16 protein-coding genes are annotated in these 19,270 nt (G+C 70.0%); 8 read left to right on the top strand and 8 right to left on the bottom strand.

Annotation, left to right across the window (positions count from 1 at the left end; all coding sequences use genetic code 11):
• Positions 1-20: 20 nt before the first annotated feature.
• The 4 genes from glmS to ACFZBP_RS25825 all read right to left on the bottom strand — a co-directional run bounded on the left by glmS (position 21) and on the right by ACFZBP_RS25825 (position 4,190).
• Positions 21-1,868 carry a glutamine--fructose-6-phosphate transaminase (isomerizing) gene (gene glmS / locus ACFZBP_RS25840; protein WP_391416431.1) on the bottom strand — a complete coding sequence of 616 codons (1,848 nt, stop codon included), beginning with the start codon at positions 1,866-1,868 and terminating at the stop codon, positions 21-23.
• 69 nt (positions 1,869-1,937) lie between these two features.
• Positions 1,938-2,069, bottom strand: coding sequence for a hypothetical protein (locus ACFZBP_RS25835; protein WP_391416429.1), 132 nt, complete (start codon positions 2,067-2,069; stop codon positions 1,938-1,940).
• 262 nt (positions 2,070-2,331) lie between these two features.
• Positions 2,332-3,147 (bottom strand): ABC transporter permease, encoded by an 816-nt coding sequence (locus ACFZBP_RS25830; RefSeq protein ID WP_383452309.1) that lies wholly within the window; start codon positions 3,145-3,147, stop codon positions 2,332-2,334.
• Complete coding sequence (locus tag ACFZBP_RS25825; RefSeq protein WP_391416426.1) at positions 3,144-4,190, bottom strand: ATP-binding cassette domain-containing protein; 1,047 nt, start codon at positions 4,188-4,190, stop codon at positions 3,144-3,146. The genes ACFZBP_RS25830 and ACFZBP_RS25825 overlap by 4 nt, the downstream gene beginning before the upstream one ends.
• 236 nt (positions 4,191-4,426) lie before the next feature.
• Here ACFZBP_RS25825 and coaA point away from each other — a divergent pair, with 236 nt between their 5' ends.
• Positions 4,427-5,395 (top strand): type I pantothenate kinase, encoded by a 969-nt coding sequence (gene coaA, locus ACFZBP_RS25820; protein WP_383452305.1) that lies wholly within the window; start codon positions 4,427-4,429, stop codon positions 5,393-5,395.
• A gap of 16 nt (positions 5,396-5,411) precedes the next feature.
• The gene (locus ACFZBP_RS25815; protein WP_391416424.1) at positions 5,412-6,350 is read left to right on the top strand and encodes a DUF389 domain-containing protein; all 939 of its coding nucleotides are present in this window, start codon (positions 5,412-5,414) and stop codon (positions 6,348-6,350) included.
• A 124-nt stretch (positions 6,351-6,474) separates the two neighbouring features.
• Here ACFZBP_RS25815 and glmM read toward each other — a convergent pair whose 3' ends face one another.
• The 4 genes from glmM to ACFZBP_RS25795 all read right to left on the bottom strand — a co-directional run bounded on the left by glmM (position 6,475) and on the right by ACFZBP_RS25795 (position 10,731).
• Entirely contained in the window at positions 6,475-7,833 is a 1,359-nt protein-coding gene (gene glmM / locus ACFZBP_RS25810) for a phosphoglucosamine mutase (RefSeq protein WP_391416422.1), read from the bottom strand.
• Positions 7,834-8,071: 238 nt separating this feature from the next.
• Entirely contained in the window at positions 8,072-8,584 is a 513-nt protein-coding gene (gene rpsI, locus ACFZBP_RS25805; protein ID WP_359047574.1) for a 30S ribosomal protein S9, read from the bottom strand.
• Between the two features lie 42 nt (positions 8,585-8,626).
• Positions 8,627-9,070 carry a 50S ribosomal protein L13 gene (gene rplM / locus ACFZBP_RS25800; RefSeq protein WP_010036634.1) on the bottom strand — a complete coding sequence of 148 codons (444 nt, stop codon included), beginning with the start codon at positions 9,068-9,070 and terminating at the stop codon, positions 8,627-8,629.
• A 401-nt stretch (positions 9,071-9,471) separates the two neighbouring features.
• Positions 9,472-10,731 carry a glycosyltransferase 87 family protein gene (locus ACFZBP_RS25795; protein ID WP_391416419.1) on the bottom strand — a complete coding sequence of 420 codons (1,260 nt, stop codon included), beginning with the start codon at positions 10,729-10,731 and terminating at the stop codon, positions 9,472-9,474.
• A 73-nt stretch (positions 10,732-10,804) separates the two neighbouring features.
• Here ACFZBP_RS25795 and ACFZBP_RS25790 point away from each other — a divergent pair, with 73 nt between their 5' ends.
• The 6 genes from ACFZBP_RS25790 (at position 10,805) to ACFZBP_RS25765 (ending at position 19,253) form a co-directional block, all read left to right on the top strand.
• On the top strand, positions 10,805-11,689 hold the full coding sequence (locus tag ACFZBP_RS25790; protein ID WP_391416417.1) for a hypothetical protein: 885 nt from the start codon (positions 10,805-10,807) through the stop codon (positions 11,687-11,689).
• A gap of 251 nt (positions 11,690-11,940) precedes the next feature.
• A complete protein-coding gene (locus ACFZBP_RS25785; RefSeq protein ID WP_391416415.1) occupies positions 11,941-13,125 on the top strand; it encodes a glycosyl hydrolase in 1,185 nt (394 codons plus the stop codon).
• Between the two features lie 241 nt (positions 13,126-13,366).
• Complete coding sequence (locus ACFZBP_RS25780; RefSeq protein WP_383452292.1) at positions 13,367-14,818, top strand: glycosyltransferase family 2 protein; 1,452 nt, start codon at positions 13,367-13,369, stop codon at positions 14,816-14,818.
• Between the two features lie 56 nt (positions 14,819-14,874).
• Positions 14,875-16,074, top strand: a complete 1,200-nt coding sequence (locus ACFZBP_RS25775) for a glycoside hydrolase family 113 (RefSeq protein ID WP_383452290.1) — start codon at positions 14,875-14,877, stop codon at positions 16,072-16,074.
• 15 nt (positions 16,075-16,089) lie between these two features.
• The gene (locus ACFZBP_RS25770; RefSeq protein ID WP_391416412.1) at positions 16,090-17,190 is read left to right on the top strand and encodes a sugar phosphate nucleotidyltransferase; all 1,101 of its coding nucleotides are present in this window, start codon (positions 16,090-16,092) and stop codon (positions 17,188-17,190) included.
• A 35-nt stretch (positions 17,191-17,225) separates the two neighbouring features.
• On the top strand, positions 17,226-19,253 hold the full coding sequence (locus ACFZBP_RS25765; protein ID WP_391416410.1) for an SGNH hydrolase domain-containing protein: 2,028 nt from the start codon (positions 17,226-17,228) through the stop codon (positions 19,251-19,253).
• The last annotated feature ends 17 nt before the right edge of the window (positions 19,254-19,270 follow it).

Raw genomic sequence — 19,270 nt, 5'->3', positions numbered from 1 at the left:
CCGACGTCCACCCTCGACTGCTACTCCACCGTCACGGACTTCGCCAGGTTCCGAGGCTGATCCACCTCGTTCCCCCGGGCGGTGGCCAGCTCACACGCGAACACCTGCAACGGCACCGTGGCCACCAGCGGCTGGAGCAGCGTCGGCGTGGCCGGGATCCGGATCAGGTGATCCGCGTACGGCACCACCGCCTCGTCCCCCTCCTCGGCGATCACGATGGTCCGGGCGCCCCGAGCCCGGATCTCCTGCATGTTGGACACGATCTTGTCGTGCAGAACGGACCGCCCCCGGGGCGAGGGCACGACCACGACCACCGGCAGGTCGTCCTCGATCAGGGCGATGGGCCCGTGCTTCAGCTCCCCCGCCGCGAACCCCTCGGCGTGCATATAGGCGAGTTCCTTCAGCTTCAGCGCGCCCTCCAGCGCCACCGGGTATCCCACGTGCCGCCCGAGGAAGAGCACCGTGTTCTTGTGGGCGAGGCTCCGCGCGAGCTCCCGTACCGGCTCCATGGTCTCCAGGACCCGCTCGACGTCACCGCCGATGTGCGCGAGGTCCCGGATCACGGCATGGATCTCGTCGCCCCACTTCGTCCCGCGCACCTGCCCCAGGTACAGGGCGACCAGGTAGCAGGCCACCAACTGCGTCAGAAACGCCTTCGTCGAGGCGACCGCGACCTCCGGCCCCGCATGGGTGTACAGCACCGCGTCCGACTCCCGCGGAATGGTCGACCCGTTGGTGTTGCAGATCGCCAGCACCCGGGCCCCCTGCTCACGGGCGTGCCGTAGCGCCATGAGCGTGTCCATGGTCTCGCCGGACTGGGAGATGGCGATGACGAGGGTCTGCTGGTCGAGGATCGGATCCCGGTACCGGAACTCGCTCGCCAACTCCACCTCGCACGGGATCCGCGTCCAGTGCTCGATGGCGTACTTGGCGATCAACCCGGCGTGGAAGGCCGTACCGCAGGCGACGATGACGACCTTGTCGACCTCCCGCAGCTCGGCGGCGCTGATCCGGACCTCGTCCAGTGTCAGGGAGCCGGCGGCGTCGATACGCCCCAGCAGGGTATCGGCGACAGCCTTGGGCTGCTCGGCGATCTCCTTGAGCATGAAGTAGTCATAGCCCCCCTTTTCCGCGGCGGCGGCATCCCAGTCGACGCGATACGACCGCACCTCCGCCGGCCGCCCGTCGAACCCGGTGACGGTCACCCCGTCCCGCCGCAGCTCGACGACCTGGTCCTGACCCAGCTCGATCGCCGACCGCGTATGGGCGATGAACGCGGCGACGTCCGAGGCGAGAAAGGCCTCACCCTCCCCAACGCCCACCACGAGCGGCGAGTTCCGGCGCGCCCCCACCACCACATCGGGCTCGTCCGCGTGCACGGCGACCAGCGTGAACGCCCCCTCCAGCCGTCGGCACACCAGCCGCATCGCCTCCGCGAGGTCGGCGGTCACCGAGAACTCCTCGGCCAGCAGGTGCGCGACCACCTCGGTGTCCGTCTCGGAGGCCAGCTCATGCCCCCGCTCCTCCAACTCCGCCCGCAGCCCGGCGAAGTTCTCGATGATCCCGTTGTGCACGACGGCGACGCGCCCGGCGTTGTCGAGATGCGGGTGGGCGTTGGCGTCGGTGGGCCCGCCGTGAGTGGCCCACCGCGTATGCCCGATCCCCGTACTCCCCGTCGGCAGCGGCCGCTCGGTCAGCTCCTTCTCCAGATTGACGAGCTTGCCCGCCTTCTTCGCCGCCGCCATCCCCCCGTCCGCCAGGACGGCGACCCCCGCCGAGTCGTACCCCCGGTACTCCAGCCGCTTCAGTCCGGCCGTGACAATCTCCAGCGCCGACTGCGACCCCACGTATCCCACGATTCCGCACATGCGCGGCAGCCTACGACCGAACCGGCGCCCGAAAGGGCCACAGCGTGCCCGATTTCGGAAATTCCCGCGTCACTCGGGGACGGCGGGGGCCACGTCCGCCGAGAAGTCCGCGGCGACATCGCACAGGCCGGGCCGCCGGCGCCGTAGACCCGAGAGGGGCAGCTGGGGGTCGGTCGGCGCGATGTCCGTTGCAGCCCCCACTCCGCCGCCATCTCGTCACTCACCGCCGCGCGCGGATCCGGCGGAACACCACCCCATCCCCGCCTCCGCCCCGTACGACTCGCCCGGCAAGGACAACCCGGCGCCCCCGCGTTCGACCCGTCGTCCCCCGAGTCCCGCGCCAACGCCCGAGCCGGTCCTGGATGGTGCGTACGTACCGGCTGATGTCCATCGCCTGGAACAGCGAGCGTCCCCCACACCGCCGAGTTCGCGCTCCGCGCGACGGGCCCGCAGCCTCCAGTGACTACGTCTTGGCCCGGTACGCCCGCATCGCCACCGGATAGAACACCACCGCGATCCCCGCGGCCCACACCAGCGACCACATCACCGGCTCCGCCACGGCCCCACCCAGCAACAACCCCCGGAACGCGTCCGACAGATGCGTCACCGGATTGACGTCGCTCCACGCCTGGAGCCACCCCGGCATGGTGTCGACCATCACGAAGGCGCTGCTGGTGAAGGTGATCGGGAAGATGATCGTGAAGGCGAACGCCTGCACCTTCTCCGCGTCCCCGGCGAGCATCCCGATGAGCACCGCGCTCCACGACACCGCCGCGGCGAACACGACCACCAGCAGCATCCCGAGCACCAGCCCGTCCAGTCCCCCGGTGATCCGGAAGCCGAGCAGCAGCCCGAGGCCGATCATCAGCAGCATCGCCCAGACGTGCTTGGCGAGGTCCGCGGTGATGCGGCCGATGAGCGGGGCGGAACGGGCTATCGGCAGGCTGCGCAGGCGGTCGAAGACGCCCTTGGTGAGGTCGGTGTTGAGCGCCATGGCCGTGTACATGGTCATGAACAGGGTGTTCTGGACGATGATCCCGGGCAACGCGTACTTCAGGTACGCCTCGGGCGACCCGGCCATCTGCCCGCCCAGCACATACGTGAAGAGGAACACGAACATGATGGGCGTGATGCTGTAGTCGACCAGCTCCAGCGGATTGTGCTTGACCGCGACAAGGCTCCGCCAGGCCATCGTGAAGGTCTGGCGCAGCCCGTCGAGCGGTCGGACACGACCCGACTTGGTGACCGGGGCCGTGATGGTCGTGGCGGCGGCGGTCATGGCCGCATCACCGCCTTCCGCTGCTCGGCCTCCCGCGGCTCGGCCTCCCGCACCTCCGCGTCGTCCCCGTCCCGGACGGCCGCACCACCATCGCCCTCCGGCTCTCCCGGTTCCGCGCGATGCCCGGTCAGGGCGAGGAAGACCTCGTCGAGCGAGGAGCGCCGCAGTGCGAGCTCGCCCACCGCGATCCCCTCGCGGTCGAGGGTGCGCACGACGGCCGGCATCAGCTCGGGGTCCTTCACCGGGGCGGTGATCGTCTCGCCCTCGATCCGGGCCTCCGGCCCCGCGGCCCCGGCCACCAGCACGTGCGCCCGCGCGAGATCCCGTTCAGCGACCGGCCGCAGCTCCAGCACCTGCCCGCCGACCTGCGACTTCAGCTGGTCCGGGGTGCCCTCGGCGATCACCCTCCCCTTGTCGATCACCACGATGTCGTCGGCGAGCACATCGGCCTCGTTCAGATACTGCGTGGTCAGCAGCGCCGTCGCCCCGTCCGCGACCAGCCCCCGCAGCAGGTCCCACAGCTCACCGCGGCTGTGCGGATCGAGGCCGGTGGTCGGCTCGTCGAGGAAGAGGATGCTGGGCCGGCCCACGAGACTGGCGGCGAGGTCCAGACGCCTGCGCATACCGCCCGAGTACGTCTTCGTGGCCCGCCCGGCAGCGTCCGTCAGCTGGAAGCGGTCCAGCAGCTCACGGGCCCGCGCCCTGGCGTCCCGCCGGGAGAGTCCGAGCAGCCGGCCGATGAGCAGCAGGTTCTCCGTGCCGGTCAGGTTCTCGTCCACCGCCGCGTACTGCCCGGTCAGCCCGACCATGGCGCGTACGACCCCGGCGTCCCGGACCACGTCGTGCCCGGCGACCCGCGCGCTGCCCCCGTCGGGCCGCAGCAGCGTCGCGAAGATCCGCACCGCGGTCGTCTTCCCCGCGCCGTTGGGCCCCAGCAGTCCGAGCACCGTGCCTCTACGGGCCCCCAGATCGACCCCGGCCAGCGCCTCGGTGTCCTTGAACCGCTTGACCAGGCCTTGCGCCTCGATCGCATACGTCGTCATGGTCACCCCTCGTCACCCCTCGAGGCCGTGGACCCGGCCCGGGCCCACCTCTCCCACAACTGTGACGCACGCCACCGACATTCCCCACTTGCCCGGACTTGCCCTCCATGCCCGAGCTCGCCCCGCTTCCCTCCGGTCGCTGTATCTTTCTCCAAAAGGTCGCGGGGTGACGGATCCCACCTCACCGTCCGTTCGTACTCCCGTAACAATGGACTGTGATCTCTCCGGTCTCCTCGATGCCCCGGAGCGCCCACCGGCCCAGGCCGGAGGCGACTCCTTACGTCGACCTCACCCGCTCGGAGTGGAGCGCGCTGCGCGACAAGACCCCGCTGCCGCTCACCGCGGAGGAGGTCGAGAAGCTGCGCGGTCTCGGCGATGTCATCGACCTCGACGAGGTCCGGGACATCTACCTCCCGCTCTCCCGCCTCCTGAACCTCTACGTGGGCGCCACCGACGGCCTGCGCGGCGCCCTGAACACCTTCCTCGGCGAACAGGGCTCCCAGTCCGGCACACCGTTCGTCATAGGGGTCGCCGGCTCGGTCGCCGTCGGCAAGTCCACGGTCGCCCGACTCCTGCAGGCCCTGCTCTCCCGCTGGCCCGAGCACCCGCGCGTCGAGCTGGTGACGACGGACGGCTTCCTGCTCCCCACCAAGGAACTGGAAGCCCGCGGCCTGATGTCGCGGAAAGGTTTCCCCGAGTCCTTCGACCGCCGCGCCCTGACCCGTTTCGTCGCCGACATCAAGGCCGGCAAGGACGAGGTCACGGCCCCCGTCTACTCCCACCTGATCTACGACATCGTCCCGGACCAGAAGCTCACGGTCCGCCGCCCCGACATCCTGATCGTCGAGGGCCTCAACGTCCTGCAGCCCGCCCTGCCCGGCAAGGACGGCCGCACCCGGGTCGGGCTCGCCGACTACTTCGACTTCAGCGTGTACGTCGACGCGCGCACCGAGGACATCGAGCAGTGGTACCTCAACCGCTTCAAGCGGCTGCGCGAGACCGCCTTCCAGAACCCGTCCTCGTACTTCCGCAAGTACACCCAGGTGTCCGAGGACGAGGCCCTCGACTACGCCCGCACGATGTGGCGCACCATCAACAAGCCCAACCTGGTCGAGAACATCGCGCCCACCCGGGGCCGGGCCACCCTGGTCGTCCGCAAGGGCCCGGACCACAAGGTGCAGCGGCTGAGCCTGCGCAAGCTGTGACGGCTACGCTGCCGCCATGCTGCACCTGCGCCTGATCACGCCGTCCGACAAGACCGACGACGTGGTCCGCCTCATCGAGAAGACGGTGGGGACGGCCCATGTCGCCGTCCTGCCCGGCGCCGCCCGCAACCCCGCCGGGGACCTGGTGCTGTGCGACGTGGCGCGCGAGGCGGGCGACGAACTCCTCGCCGACCTCCAGGCGTTGGGCATCCAGGAGCGCGGCTCCATCGCCGTGGAGAACATCGACCTGTCGCTGTCCAAGCGGGCCGACAAGGCCGAGGCGGAGGCCCCCGGCGAGGGCGCCGACGCGGTGCTGTGGGAGCACCTGGCCGACGCGACCCACGAGGAGTCGACGCTCTCCGCGACGTACCTCGCCTTCCTCACGCTCGCCACGATGATCGCGGCCTGCGGTGTCGTGCTGGACAACGCGATCCTGATCGTGGGCGCGATGGCGGTCGGCCCGGAGTTCGGCCCGCTGGCCGGGCTCAGCACGGCCCTGGTCCAGCGGGCGCCCCGGCTCGCCCTGCGGTCGCTGATCGCGCTCGTCGTCGGTTTCGCCGTCGCCATGGCGGTGACGGTCGGCTTCAGCTCGTTCATGGACGCGCTGGGCCAGTTCTCGAAGGAACAGCTGGAGGCCGACCGCCCGAGCACCGCCTTCGTCTACGCCCCCGACGCCTTCTCGTTCATCGTGGCGGTCCTCGCCGGCATCGCCGGCACCCTGTCCCTCACATCCGCCAAGTCCGGCGCCCTGGTCGGCGTCGCCATCTCCGTCACCACGGTCCCGGCAGCCGCCAACGCGGCAGTGGCCCTGAGCTACGGCGACACGAAGCAGACCTGGGGCTCCACGGAACAGCTCCTGCTGAACCTGTTGGGGATCGTCCTGGCCGGCACCCTGACCCTACTGGCCCAGAAATGGCTCTGGGGAAAAGGACGCCAACGCCCGAACGCCGCCTAGGGGCAAGGCCCCCGGGGGCGCGGGGCTGCATCGATAAGCGGCTCCGCCGCGTGGGCGCGACCAGCCACAACGAACCCGCGGCCCGCACCGAGCAGATCCCCCACCCCCAACCCGGCACACCCGACTACCCCAGCGCGGACTTCACGACATCAGCCAACCGCCCGGCAACAGACCGCGCCTGATCGATATCCGCGGCCTCGACCATCACTCGCACCAACGGCTCGGTCCCGGACGGCCGAAGCAACACCCGCCCCGTAGCCCCGAGTTCCCGCTCAGCCTCGGCAACGGCAGCCGCGAGGTCGGCCGAGTCCCCGACCCGGGACCGGTCCACGTCCGGCACATTGATCAGCACCTGAGGCAACCGCTCCATCACAGCGGCAAGCTCCCGCAGCGAACGCCCGGTCCGCGCGACCCGAGCGGCCAACAGCAGCCCGGTCAACGTGCCGTCACCGGTCGTCGCGTGATCGAGGACGATCACATGCCCGGACTGCTCCCCGCCGAGGGCGTACCCGTGCTGCTTCATCTCCTCCAGCACATACCGGTCACCCACCGCGGTCTGCACCAGCTTCAGCCCCTCGCGCTCCAGCGCCAGCTTGAAGCCGAGGTTGGACATGACGGTCGCCACGACCGTCTCGGAGCGCAGCACGGACCGCTCGCGCATGTCCAGCGCGAGCACGGCGAGGATCTGGTCGCCGTCCACCTCGTCGCCGGTGTGGTCCACGGCGAGGCAGCGGTCGGCGTCGCCGTCGTGCGCGATACCGAGGGCGGCACCGTGCTCGACGACGGCGGCCTTCAGCTTCTCCAGATGCGTGGACCCGCACCCGTCGTTGATGTTGAGCCCGTCCGGCTCGGCACCGATGGTCACGACCTCGGCCCCGGCCCGCTCGAACGCCTCCGGCGACACACCGGCCGCGGCGCCGTGCGCCTCGTCGAGGACGATCTTCAGCCCGTCCAGCCGGTTGGGCAGAACGCCGAGGAGATGGGCGACGTACTCCTCGAACCCCTCGTCGTACGACCGCACCCGCCCGACCGCCGCACCCGTCGGCCGCTCCCACGGCTCACCGTGCCGGTGCTCGTCGTAGACGGTCTCGATACGGTCCTCCAGCTCGTCGGCGAGCTTGTGGCCGCCGCGGGCGAAGAACTTGATGCCGTTGTCGGGCATGGCGTTGTGGCTGGCGGAGAGCATCACGCCGAGGTCGGCGCCGAGCGAGCCGGTGAGGAACGCCACGGCGGGCGTCGGCAGCACGCCGACCCGCAGCACGTCGACGCCCGCACTCGCCAGACCGGCCACCACGGCGGCCTCCAGGAACTCCCCGGACGCACGCGGATCCCGTCCGACCACCGCTGTCGGCCGGTGGCCCTCGAAGGTGCCCGCCTCGGCCAGTACGTGCGCGGCCGCCACGGACAGACCGAGCGCCATCTCGGCCGTCAGATCCGCGTTGGCGACGCCGCGCACGCCGTCCGTGCCGAAGAGTCGTCCCACTTGTCCTCCTGAGGAAACTTCAGATCCGGAAGCGGACCCGGCTCGCGTTACGCGGCCGGCGGCTCCCGCTTCCCGGCATTCCATGCCCGGGGCATCGGATCACACAAGCCTTTGAACGTCTTGTGCCGTTATACGCCCGAGGCCGGTGATAAAACGAACGCCCCGGTGGCACTGTGGCGTGCCGCCGGGGCGTTCGGAGTACTCGGCGTACCGGAGTACGTGCAGAGGCAGCCCGCGCTTAGCGCTTGCTGTACTGCGGAGCCTTGCGGGCCTTCTTCAGACCGGCCTTCTTGCGCTCGACCGCACGGTCGTCGCGCTTGAGGAAGCCGGCCTTCTTCAGCGGGCCGCGGTTGTTGTCGACGTCGGCCTCGTTCAGGGCGCGGGCGACACCGAGACGGAGCGCACCGGCCTGGCCGGAGACACCGCCACCGGCGATGCGGGCGACGACGTCGTAGCGACCGTCGAGCTCAAGAACCTTGAACGGCTCGTTGACCTCCTGCTGGTGCACCTTGTTCGGGAAGTAGTCCTCGAGCGTCCGCCCGTTGATCTTCCACTTGCCGGTGCCCGGCACGATGCGAACGCGCGCGATGGCGTTCTTACGACGGCCCAGACCGGCGGCGGGCTGGGGCTCACCGAAGCGCGAGGCGAGGGACTCGGAGGTGTACTCGCCCTCCACCGGAACCTCGGACTCGGTGGTGTAGCTGTCGATGTCAAGCTCTTCGAGCGGCTGCTCGGCAGTGGTCTCGGCCACGATTCTCCTCAGATTCTCTTCAGGCTTAGGGGGTGGCCGGACTTACTGCGCGACCTGGGTGATCTCGTACGGCTGCGGCTGCTGCGCGCCGTGCGGGTGCTGGTCACCCTTGTAGACCTTCAGCTTCGAGAGCATCTGACGGCCCAGCGTGTTCTTGGGGAGCATGCCCTTGACGGCCTTCTCGATCGCCTTCTCAGGGTTCTTGTCGAGGAGCTCGTCGTAACGGACGGAACGCAGACCACCCGGGTAGCCGGAGTGGCGGTACGCCATCTTCTGGGTCCGCTTGTTACCGGACAGGTGCACCTTGTCGGCGTTGATGATGATGACGAAGTCACCAGCGTCGACGTGCGGCGCGTAGATCGGCTTGTGCTTGCCCCGGAGGAGCGTCGCGGCAGTGGTGGCGAGACGGCCCAGGACAACGTCCTGAGCGTCGATGACGTGCCACTGGCGCGTCACATCGCCGGGCTTGGGGCTGTACGTACGCACGGTTCGTAGCCTTCGCTTCGAGTGAATGGTCCTGAACAGGTCACCGAAACGATCACGACAGCCTGGACCGCACTGCGGCGACGCATACCGCGTACGTGGGGTCGCTGGTCATCGGCCCGGTGGACCGGTGTAAGGGCCCGTCCCGTGAGAATGAGCAAGCCAATACACAACGAACATGCAGGATACCTGCGGCGCCACGGCCGGGTCAAAATGGCGTGACGACGACTGCCCTGCTGTCCGCCCACCAGGATAAACGCCCCGCCCTCGGGCCGGCACCGGAAGCGGTCTCCACACCCTGGACCGGGCGCCGGGGGGCGACCGGCGGTTCGGGCGACCTGCGACCCGCGCCAGGAGACGGTCGGCCGACACTGCGCGCGCCGCACGTGAAGCGACCACGGCGCTCACTCCCCCACCCCGGGCGCCTCCGGTGCCGCCCGGGGCCGCCGCTCGGCCGACCGGCTCGGGGCCGAGTGCTCGAGGGCGGAGCCCCTGGAGGACGGGACGGGTAGGGGCGGCGGGGGCGAGGAAAGACCCCGTCGGCAGTGGGCGCCCAGCGTCACAGCCGCCGCACACAGCGTCACCGCGTCTCGGAACGCCCGCCGCTGGACCGTCTCCAGAAAGGGCCAGCTCACACCGGGCAGCTGCGGCACCAGCGCCAGCCAGAACCACGGCCCACGAGCCACCGCCCCCGCACACGGCAGCCCCGCCACCAGCAACGGCACGACCACCAGCAGATAGTGGTCGTACGACGGCCTGGCCACCAGGAACGCCGAGAGCATCACCATCGCCGCCGTCTCCGCGAGCCGCACCGCCCCGCCGTCCCCCCGCCGCCACCGCCACCACGCGCACCCCACCCCCGCCGCGGCCAGCACCATCCCGATCCCCCCGGCCAGCACCCCCGGCACCCCCACCCGCGGCAGCACCGCACCGGGCGACGCCTCATAGAGCCGTACGAACCCGTCGTCGCCGCTCAGCAGAAACGGCAGGGTCCGGGTGAAGAACCCCGCCGGATCCGGCAGCAGCAGCGCCGCCCCCGCCGACGCCACCACCGGCACCCCGACCAGCACCCCCAGCCCCCGCCAGCGCCCCGCGAACACGAACACCAACGCGACCGGTGCCAGCAACGGCTTCAGCGCGACCGCCGCCCCGATCACCGCGCCCGCGGCCACCCATCGCCCCCGCCCGGCCAGCAACAACCCCAGCGGAAGGGCTAGCGCCGCAGTCGCCGTCCAGTTCCCCAACAGGACGAGGTGGGCGAACGGCGCGAACCCCACCGCGAGTCCGAGCAGCCCGAGCGCGGCGAAGCGACTGCGCAGCGGGACGCCGTGGAGTCGGACGGCACACGCCCAGCCCCCGACCAGGCACCCCGTCACCGCCAACGGGACCAGCACGCACAGCACATCCCGGGGCAGCAGCACCTGAGGCGCCGCCGCCAGCACGGCGCCCGGCAAATAGAGGAAGTGGGAGTCGTCATACGGCGAGCCCCCGGCCCACCACACCCGCGCCGCCCGCACCACGATCGCGTTGTCCATCCCTCCGCCCGAGGTCACCCGGGCCGTACGCGCCACGAGGGCGGCCAGCACCACTCCGAGCGCCCCCCACAGATGCCACGTCGCCCGTCGTACCAACCACCCGGAGATGTCGCTTTTGCGCTCGCTCACCGTGTGAACGCTAGGTGCGGGTGCGCCTCTTGGGGCGGACCGGCACACCCTCGGTCCGTCTAAGATGCGCCCCATGAGCTACGGGCAGCAGGGGGGACCCCAGTCCCAGTGGGATCCCTGGAAACCGCATTCCCAGCAGCCGTGGAACAGCGGCGCCGACGAGACGCCGGACTGGGCCGCACTCGCCGAGGCGTCCGAGACGCGCAACAAACGGCGCCGGCTGCTCTTCATCGGCGGCGGCGCACTGGCCACCGTCGCGATCGGTGCCGCGGTCGCCGTGGCCGTGGTGTCGGCGAACGACGGCGACCCGGCCGCGAACAAGCCGGCTTCCGGTGTTCCGGGCAGCTCGGGCCTGCCGACCCAGACCACCGCCCCGTCGTTCGCGTCGACCAGCGCCCCGCCGCCGCTGAACCCGAAGGACTTCATCTCCAGCAAGAGCAAGGACACCGCCCCGCTCAGCGCGGAGGGCCTCTTCCCGGGCACCCAGCTGACGGTGGGCAGCGACACGGTGTACAAGAAGGGCGCGACGGACGACACGAAGAACTGCTCCGCGGCCACCAAGGGCGGTCTGCCGAAGATCCTCTCCGACAACAAGTGCACCAGCTTCATGCGCGTCTCGTACGTGAAGGACGGCGTGGCGGTGACGGTCGGCGTGGCGGTCTTCGACGACGCGGCGCAGGCCACCAAGGTCAAGGGCAAGGTCAACACCGACACGGACCTCGTCAGGACGCTCCCCGGCAAGGGCATCAAGGACTTCTGCACATCCGCCTTCTGCCTCGTGACCGCGAACTCCTACGGCCGTTACGCCTACTTCACCCTGACCGGCTTCACCAACGGGAAGGACATGACGGACAAGGACACCGAGGCTCTCCAGGTCGGCGAGACCCTCGAGGACTTCACCTTCCGTCAGATCCGCAGGCGCGGCGAGATCCAGGCGTCGGCAGCGGCCGGCGAGTGACGCCCGCCCTCATCTGAGTCCCCCGTCCGGGGCGGGGGACAATCTCCGCACGAACGTGTCGGGGAGGGGCGGGGGCTGTGCGGGTACGAGGCCGGATAGGGCTGCTCGGTGCGGCGGCGGGTGCCGCGCTGCTGGCGCCACTGGGCATATGGGCCTGGCCGGAGGCGACCGACGGGCGACCGGGCGGGCCCGCGCTCGTGCCCACCGATCTGCGGACCCGGGACCCTAGGGCGACCGTCGCCGCGCGCCGGGTGTACGCCCTGCTGGCGGGCCTGGAGAACGACGCCCGCCGCGGCCGCCCGAGCCGCACGGTGATCGGGCAGCACGTCGAGCTGCACAACGAGCGGTACAACCCCGAGTACGGCGACTACCGGGGCACGAAACAGCCGGGCTACTACTACCGCAAGGCCCGGGACATCGCCGGCCGGCTGCCCGGCTTCGTGGAACTGGACCTCGGACCGGGCTACGGCCGTCCGGGCTGGGCGGTGGGCGAGGCCCGCTCCTACTCCCGCGCCTGGCCGAGCTGCCGGCCGCGCTGGGGGTACACCGAGGACGCGGTGGACCTGGCGGTCGGCGTGTGGGCGGGTCTGCCCCGGCCGGCCGACGGCTCGTACCGTCCCACCGGCAGGCACACGGACTGCGCCGACGGCACCGAGGTCGCGCTGCCGCGGGGCGGCGACGGACCGGCGGGCATCGTCGGCTTCTCCTTCCACCAGCCCTATCCGGGCAGCCCGGTCAAGGGCTTCGCGCAGACACTGCACCGCAACTCGCCCGGCGCCCGGGACCCGGGCTGGTTCGCCCGGGTGGTCACCCCGGGCAGCGCCGAGCACGGGCACCTGCTGCAGGACCTCGCCTTCCTCGCGGACCACCTCGGCTATCTCGCCGACCGCGGTGTGCCGGTGCTGCTGCGCCCGTACCACGAGATGAACGCGGCGCCCGGCCGGGGCTTCTGGTGGGCGGGCCAGGACCCCGCGGCGTTCCGGAGGCTGTGGCGGCTGACGTACGACTACCTCGTGCACCGGCGCGGGCTGCACAACCTGGTCTTCGTCTGGGCGCCGCACTCCTGGGACGGGACGGACGGCCGGGAGCCGCGGGACTACTACCCGGGCGGCCGCCACGTCGATGTCGTGGGCGTCGACGACTACAGCGACACCCCTGCCGAGCCCTTCGGTTCGGGCGCCTGGACGGAGGTCTGGTACCGGGGCCTGGAGCCGTACCGCAAACCCCGGGTCCTCGCCGAGTCCTTCCATGTGCCGCTCAACTCCGCCCGGCCGGACACCCTGACCAGAACGCCGTGGGTGCTGTGGACGGTGTGGGGCCAGGCGCTGTCGTACGACAACCTCACCGAGCCCCGGCGCAAGAACAGCGAGCGCGACGTGAAGCGGACGTACGGATCACCGAAGGTGATAACGGCCGGTGGCTTCGTTAACGATTGAACACAACTTGCTCACATCAGTTCCAAGTACACACACATATGTGCAAGGATCGGCCATCTGTTCGGCCTGTTGTTTGGGCGCCTGGGGGGGCATCTGAGCGGCGACAGGGCCGAAGCGCCAATGAAGGCGTTGGGGGGCAGAAGCCCGAAGTAGACGTGCCGTGGCGCGCTGTGCCGTGCCGGGGCCGAGATCTGTTGCTGCCTCAACGCACCACCGATCTCACGGGAGTTCTGCAGTCGTCATGGCATCGACACTGGTCGAGGGGGGCGTGCCGCATTCGCGGCACCATCAGAAACTCGCGAAGCGCACGGCGTCCTGGAAGCCGGGAATCCTCCCGTTCCTGCTGCCGTTCGTCCTGTTGGTCGCGTTCGGGCTCTGGAGCTACCGGCCCAGCTCGTCACTGATGAGCTGGATCCTGACCGTCGTCTGGTCCCTGCCGGTGGCCGGTGTGCTGGTCGGCATCCAGGGCGCCCTGCTGATCCGCCGCCGGGTCCGCAAGAGCGACCGGATGACCCCGCCGGCCCCGGCCGAACAGGACTTCCTGATCGTCCTGTGCCCGACCATCGGACGGCACGACACCTACCCGGCCCTGGAGCGCTCGGTCCTCAGCTACGTCGAGCACCTGCCGGAGTGGTTCCCGTACATGCGGGTCGACATCCTCACCGAGGAGGGCTGCGAGGCCACGGAGGCCATCGACCGGCTCGCCGACTCCCACCCGCTGATCCGGGTCGTCACCGTCCCCAAGGACTACGTCCCGGCCAACGGCACCCGCTTCAAGGCCCGCGCCAACCACTACGCCCACGAGCTGCGCATCGAGGAGGGCGAGGCCCTCGAGTACGTGTGGGTGCTGCACATGGACGACGACACCGGCGTCGGCCCCGACACCGCGTCCTCGCTCGCCCAGTTCATCAACCGCCAGCGCCGCGCCCACCCCGATGAGGCCAAGCACATGGCGCAGGGCATCCTCACGTACCCCCGTGAGAACGCGGTGAACATGTTCACCTGGCTCGCGGACGCCGTGCGCCCCGCCGACGACATCGCCCGCTTCCGCGCGCTGACCGGCATGGGCACCCCGGCCGCCGGCGTGCACGGCGAGCTGCTGGTGCTGCGCGCGTCCATCGAGGCCGAGATCGGCTGGGACTTCGGCCCCAAGGAGATCGTCGAGGACGCGCGTCTCGCCCTGACCTTCTGCCGCAAGTACCCCGGCCGCAGCGACTGGTTCAACGGCCGCTGCTACGGCGCCTCCCCCGCCAGCGCCGCCGACTTCGTCAAGCAGCGCGACCGGTGGGCCTGGGGCCTGGTGGCGCTCTGCTTCAACCGGGCCGTGCCGCTGCGCTACCGCTGGTTCCTGTCGATCTGCGTGGCCACCTGGATCCTCGGCCCGCTCCAGCACATCGGCGCCGTACTGCTCGTGGGCTGGCTCATCAACGACATGAACACCTCGCCGGTGACCCAGTCCATCGTGCTCCTGTGGGCGCTCAACTTCGCCTACGTCATCTGGACGTACTGGGAGGGTCTGCGGCTGAACGCGCTCGCGTCGGTCAGCGGGCGACGCAAGTGGTGGGAGCCGATCGTGGTGGTCGCGCTGATCCCCGTCTTCTCGGTGCTGGAGGGACTCGGCGGCTTCAAGGGCTTCCTGAAGTTCGTCCGGCGCGAGGAGAACAAGTTCGTCGTGATCGCCAAGCCCGCCTGACCGCCCGGAAGACCACTGACATGCGTTCACGACTGCCTCTGCTTGCCATTTTCCCGGTGACCGTCCTCACCCTCGTGTTCGGCACCCCCTTCGTCCTCGGCGACCACCCGGTGCGCTGGGAGTCGGGCTCGGCCCTGCCCAGGATCGTCATCGGCGACTCCGCGGAGTCCGCCTCGCCGGACGGCGGCACCGACGGCACACCGTCCACCCCGTCCGCCACCTCCTCGTCCTCCCCCGCCAACACCCTCCAGGTCGCCCGGCCCTGGACGAAGGGCATGGCGCAGTGGGGCGTACAGCTCTACTGGGAGGAGGAGAAGACCAGACGTTCCGACTCGTTCATCGAGAAGCAGGCCGCCAAGCACGCCAAGTACCTGATCGGCCTGGGCGCGAACTCGGTGGCCGTCTCCTTCCCGTTCTACATCGAGGGCGCCACCTCCAACCACCTCGCGGCCGGCCGCAAGACCCCGTCCCCCGAGCGCGTCGAGCGGGTGCTGAAGGTGTTCAAGGACGCCGGTTTCCGCACCACGCTGCGCCCGATCATGGACGAGGGGAACCTGAGCCAGGGCAACGGCTGGCGCGGCAGCATCGAGCCCGCCTCCCGCTCCGCCTGGTTCGCCTCGTACAAGAAGCTCCTCACCCCGTACCTCGAGGCCGCCGACGCGACGAGGACGAACACCTTCGTCATCGGCACCGAGCTCAACTCCCTGGAGGGCGACCCGGGCTGGAACACCCTGGTCGACTCGGCCGAGAAGACCTTCTCCGGTGAGGTCTCCTACGACGCCAACTGGGACAACTACGTCTCCGGCCGCATCAACATGCCGGTCAACCACCTCGGTGTCGACGCCTACTTCCCGGTCAAGGTGGCGGACACCGCGCCCGTCGGGGACCTCGTCGAGGGCTGGAACAAGTGGCTGGACCGCAAGGCCGCCGGCCCGCTGCCGAACATCCTCATCGCCGAGTCCGGCATCGGCGCGATGAACGGTGCCTACCACGCGCCCGGCGACTTCTACGCCCGGCGCACCGTCAACCAGAAGGTGCAGGCCAACTGGTACAAGGCGGTCTGCCAGGTCGTCCAGGAACGCAAGATGCAGGGCGTCTACTGGTGGTCGATCCACTTCGACGACGACCCGAACACCGCCCCCGACGACAAGACCGCCTCCCGGCTCGATTTCGCCGGACGTCCCCTCACCGAGAAGGCCATCAGGACCTGCTTCAACTCTGACTACGCAGGACCCGGCACCGACACCGCGAGCTGACCGAGCGAGGCAATCATGCAGGAAGCCATCATCCTCGTGGGCGGCAAGGGAACCCGCCTGCGACCTCTCACGAACCACACCCCGAAGCCGCTGCTCAGCGTCGCGGGCACCTCCTTCATCCGGCACCAGATAGCCAAGCTGATGGACGCGGGCGTCGAACACGTCGTCTTCGCCACCTCCTACCTGGCCGGCCTCTTCGAGGAGGAGTTCCAGGACTTCTCCCAGAACCTGGAGATCTCCTACGCCGTCGAGGAGGTGCCGCTCGGCACGGGCGGCGCGATCCGCAACGCCGGGCGGCTGCTGCGCGGCGACGCGGCGGACGCTCCGGTGCTCGTCCTCAACGGCGACATCCTCTCCGGCGTGGACCTGCGCGCCCTCCTGGCGCGACACGAGGCACAGGACGCGGAGGTGACGCTGCACCTCACCCGGGTCGCCGACCCACGCGCCTTCGGCCTGGTCCCCACCGACGAGGCCGGAAGGGTGCTGTCCTTCCTGGAGAAGCCCAAGACGGCCGAGGAGATCGTCACCGACCAGATCAACGCCGGCTGCTACGTCTTCCGCCGCTCCGTCCTGGACGCCATCCCGGCCGACCGCGAGGTCTCCGTCGAGCAGGAGACCTTCCCCCAGCTGGTCGCCGCCGGGCAGCGCGTCTTCGGCCACACCACGGCCGAGTACTGGCGTGACCTCGGCACCCCGCTGGCCTTCGTGCACGGCTCCGCCGACCTGGTCACCGGCAAGGCGCCCTCGCCCCTGGTGGAGCGGCCGGCCGAGGCCCTGGTCCACCCCACGGCGGTCATCGACCCGACCGCCCGCGTCACGGGCGGCTCGACGATCGGCCCGCACGCCGTCATCGGCGCGCACGTGGTCGTCGACCGCTCCATCATCGGCGCGAACGTCACCGTGGCGGAGGGCGCCCAGGTCCGCGAGTCCGTGGTGGACCACGACTCCTCGATCGGCAGCGAATCGTTTCTTCACGAGGTCGTGGTGGGCTGCCACTCCCATGTCGGCGCCCAGAACGAACTGCCGGCCCAGCTGAGGCTGTCGTGCGGCATCCGCATCCCCGCCCAGGGCGTGCGCGTCAGCGGAACAGCTGTCGCCTGCCCGACGGTCCACTGAAGTCGCCGGTCGGCCCGGACAGTTACTGGAGAACCGTGACCCGCCATCGCTCAACGGCCGCGAACGCAGAACGCCTGCGCAAGTACCGGCCGGACATTCAGGGCCTGCGTGCCGTCGCCATCATGATGGTCGTCAGCATGCACTGCGGCATACTCGACATCCACGGCGGCGTGGACGTCAGCTTCGTGCTCAGCGGCTTCCTCATCGGCAGCCAGCTCCTCGCCGAGATCGACAGGACCGGCAAGGTCTCCCTCAGCAAGTTCTGGGCCCGCCGCTTCCGCCGGCTGGCGCCGGGCGCCGCCTTCACCATCGTCGTGGTGGGCGTCCTGTCCTGGATCTACGCGAGCCCGTTCAGATTCCGCGAGTACATGGACGACGGACTCGCCGCCTCGCTGAGCGTCATCAACTGGCGGCTGGCCGAGAACGGCACCGACTACTTCGCCGCGGACGGCAGCCAGTCCCCGTACCAGCACTTCTGGTCACTCGGCATCGAGGAGCAGTTCTACCTCGCCGCCCCGCTCGTCCTCGTCGTCGCGGCCTGGCTCAGCCGGACCCTCTTCCGCAACCGCATCCTGGTCGGGCTGGTCCTCCTGGCGGTGGTGGGCGGCTCGTTCCACGTCGGCTACACCCAGACCGCGACCAACCAGCCCCTGGCCTACTTCGGCACCCACGCCCGCATCTGGGAACTCACCTTCGGCGTCCTGCTCGCCCTGTGGGCGCCCTTCCTCTCCCGCATGCCACGGGGCCTCGCCGCGTTCGTCTCCTGGCTGGGTCTGGGCACCGCCCTGGTCACCGGGCTCCTCATCACGGAACACACTCCGCTGCCGGGCTACGCCGTCGCAGGGCCGGTGCTGGGCGCCTCGATGATCATCGCCGGCGGCTGCGCCAACCCCCGCTTCGGCGCCGAGAGGCTCCTCGACAACCCCGTCTTCGACTTCATCGGCAAGGTCAGCTACGGCTGGTATCTGTGGCACTGGCCCCTGCTGATCCTGTGGACCCACATGATCGACTGGGAGTTCGGCTACTCCGACCGGTTCCGGGTGGCCGTCCTCTCCTTCCTCTGCGCCATCGCGATGCACTTCATCGTCGAGAAGCGGTTCCGGGAGAACGTGAAGCTGGTCGTCCGCCCCTGGCGGGGCATCCTCACCGGCGGCACCCTGACGGCCACCTCCGCCGTCGCCATGGTGGTCGCCCTCCAGGTACCGCTCAACCTCTCCATCGGCACCGCGGGAACCGCCGCCGCCCTCACCGGATTCACCGGCACCGAGTCCGTCGAACAGGCGGTGCGCGAGAGGAACGACCCCAGGATCAGCCAGAGCACCCTGCTGAAGTCCCCCGACGACCGGGGCGACCACGGCTGCATCGACCAGCTCCTGGTCACCAGCTTCACCCCGTACGACGAGTGCGTCATCGGCGACAGGACGTCCGACCGGACCATGGTGCTGCTGGGCGACTCGCACGCCTACCAGTGGGGCAACGCCTTCGACTCCCTCGGCCGCAAGCTGAACGTCAAGGTCGTCACGGTCATCAAGAGCGGCTGTTCCCCGGAGGCCTACAAGATCACGCGCGAGGATCTCGGCCGTGAGTACACCGAGTGCCCCCAGTGGCGAAAGACCGCCCTCGCCTACATCAAGAAGCTCAAGCCGGACGTCATCGCCGTGGCCAACCGCGTCCAGTACACGACCGTCCGCGAGGGCGCCGAGGACACCTTCAAGACGCTCAGGGCCACGGGGGCCGAGCTCGTCTACCTGACCGACACCCCGAAGCCGACCTTCAGCGTCCCGGACTGCCTGGCCGAGCAGTCCGACCACCCCGCCGAGTGCACCCTCAAGGCCGAGACCGCCGTCGACCTCCCCGACTTCCGCAAGCTGGAACGCGAGGTCGCCGAGGAGTACGGGGCCACGGTCATCAACACCCTCCCCGCCTTCTGCGCCGACGGCTACTGCCCCGCGGTGATCGGCGGACACGTCGTCTACTGGGACAACAGCCACATGACCGGCAGCTACGCCGAGTCCCTGGTGCCGTTCCTGGAGCCGACCTTCAAGCAGGCCCTGGCCGACTGACCCGGCACACCCCCGTT

The organism is Streptomyces sp. NPDC008086 (assembly GCF_042957325.1).
Classification (GTDB): domain Bacteria; phylum Actinomycetota; class Actinomycetes; order Streptomycetales; family Streptomycetaceae; genus Streptomyces.
Note: the sequence above shows the minus strand (reverse complement) of the source record. Positions and strands in the feature narration are given on the sequence as shown.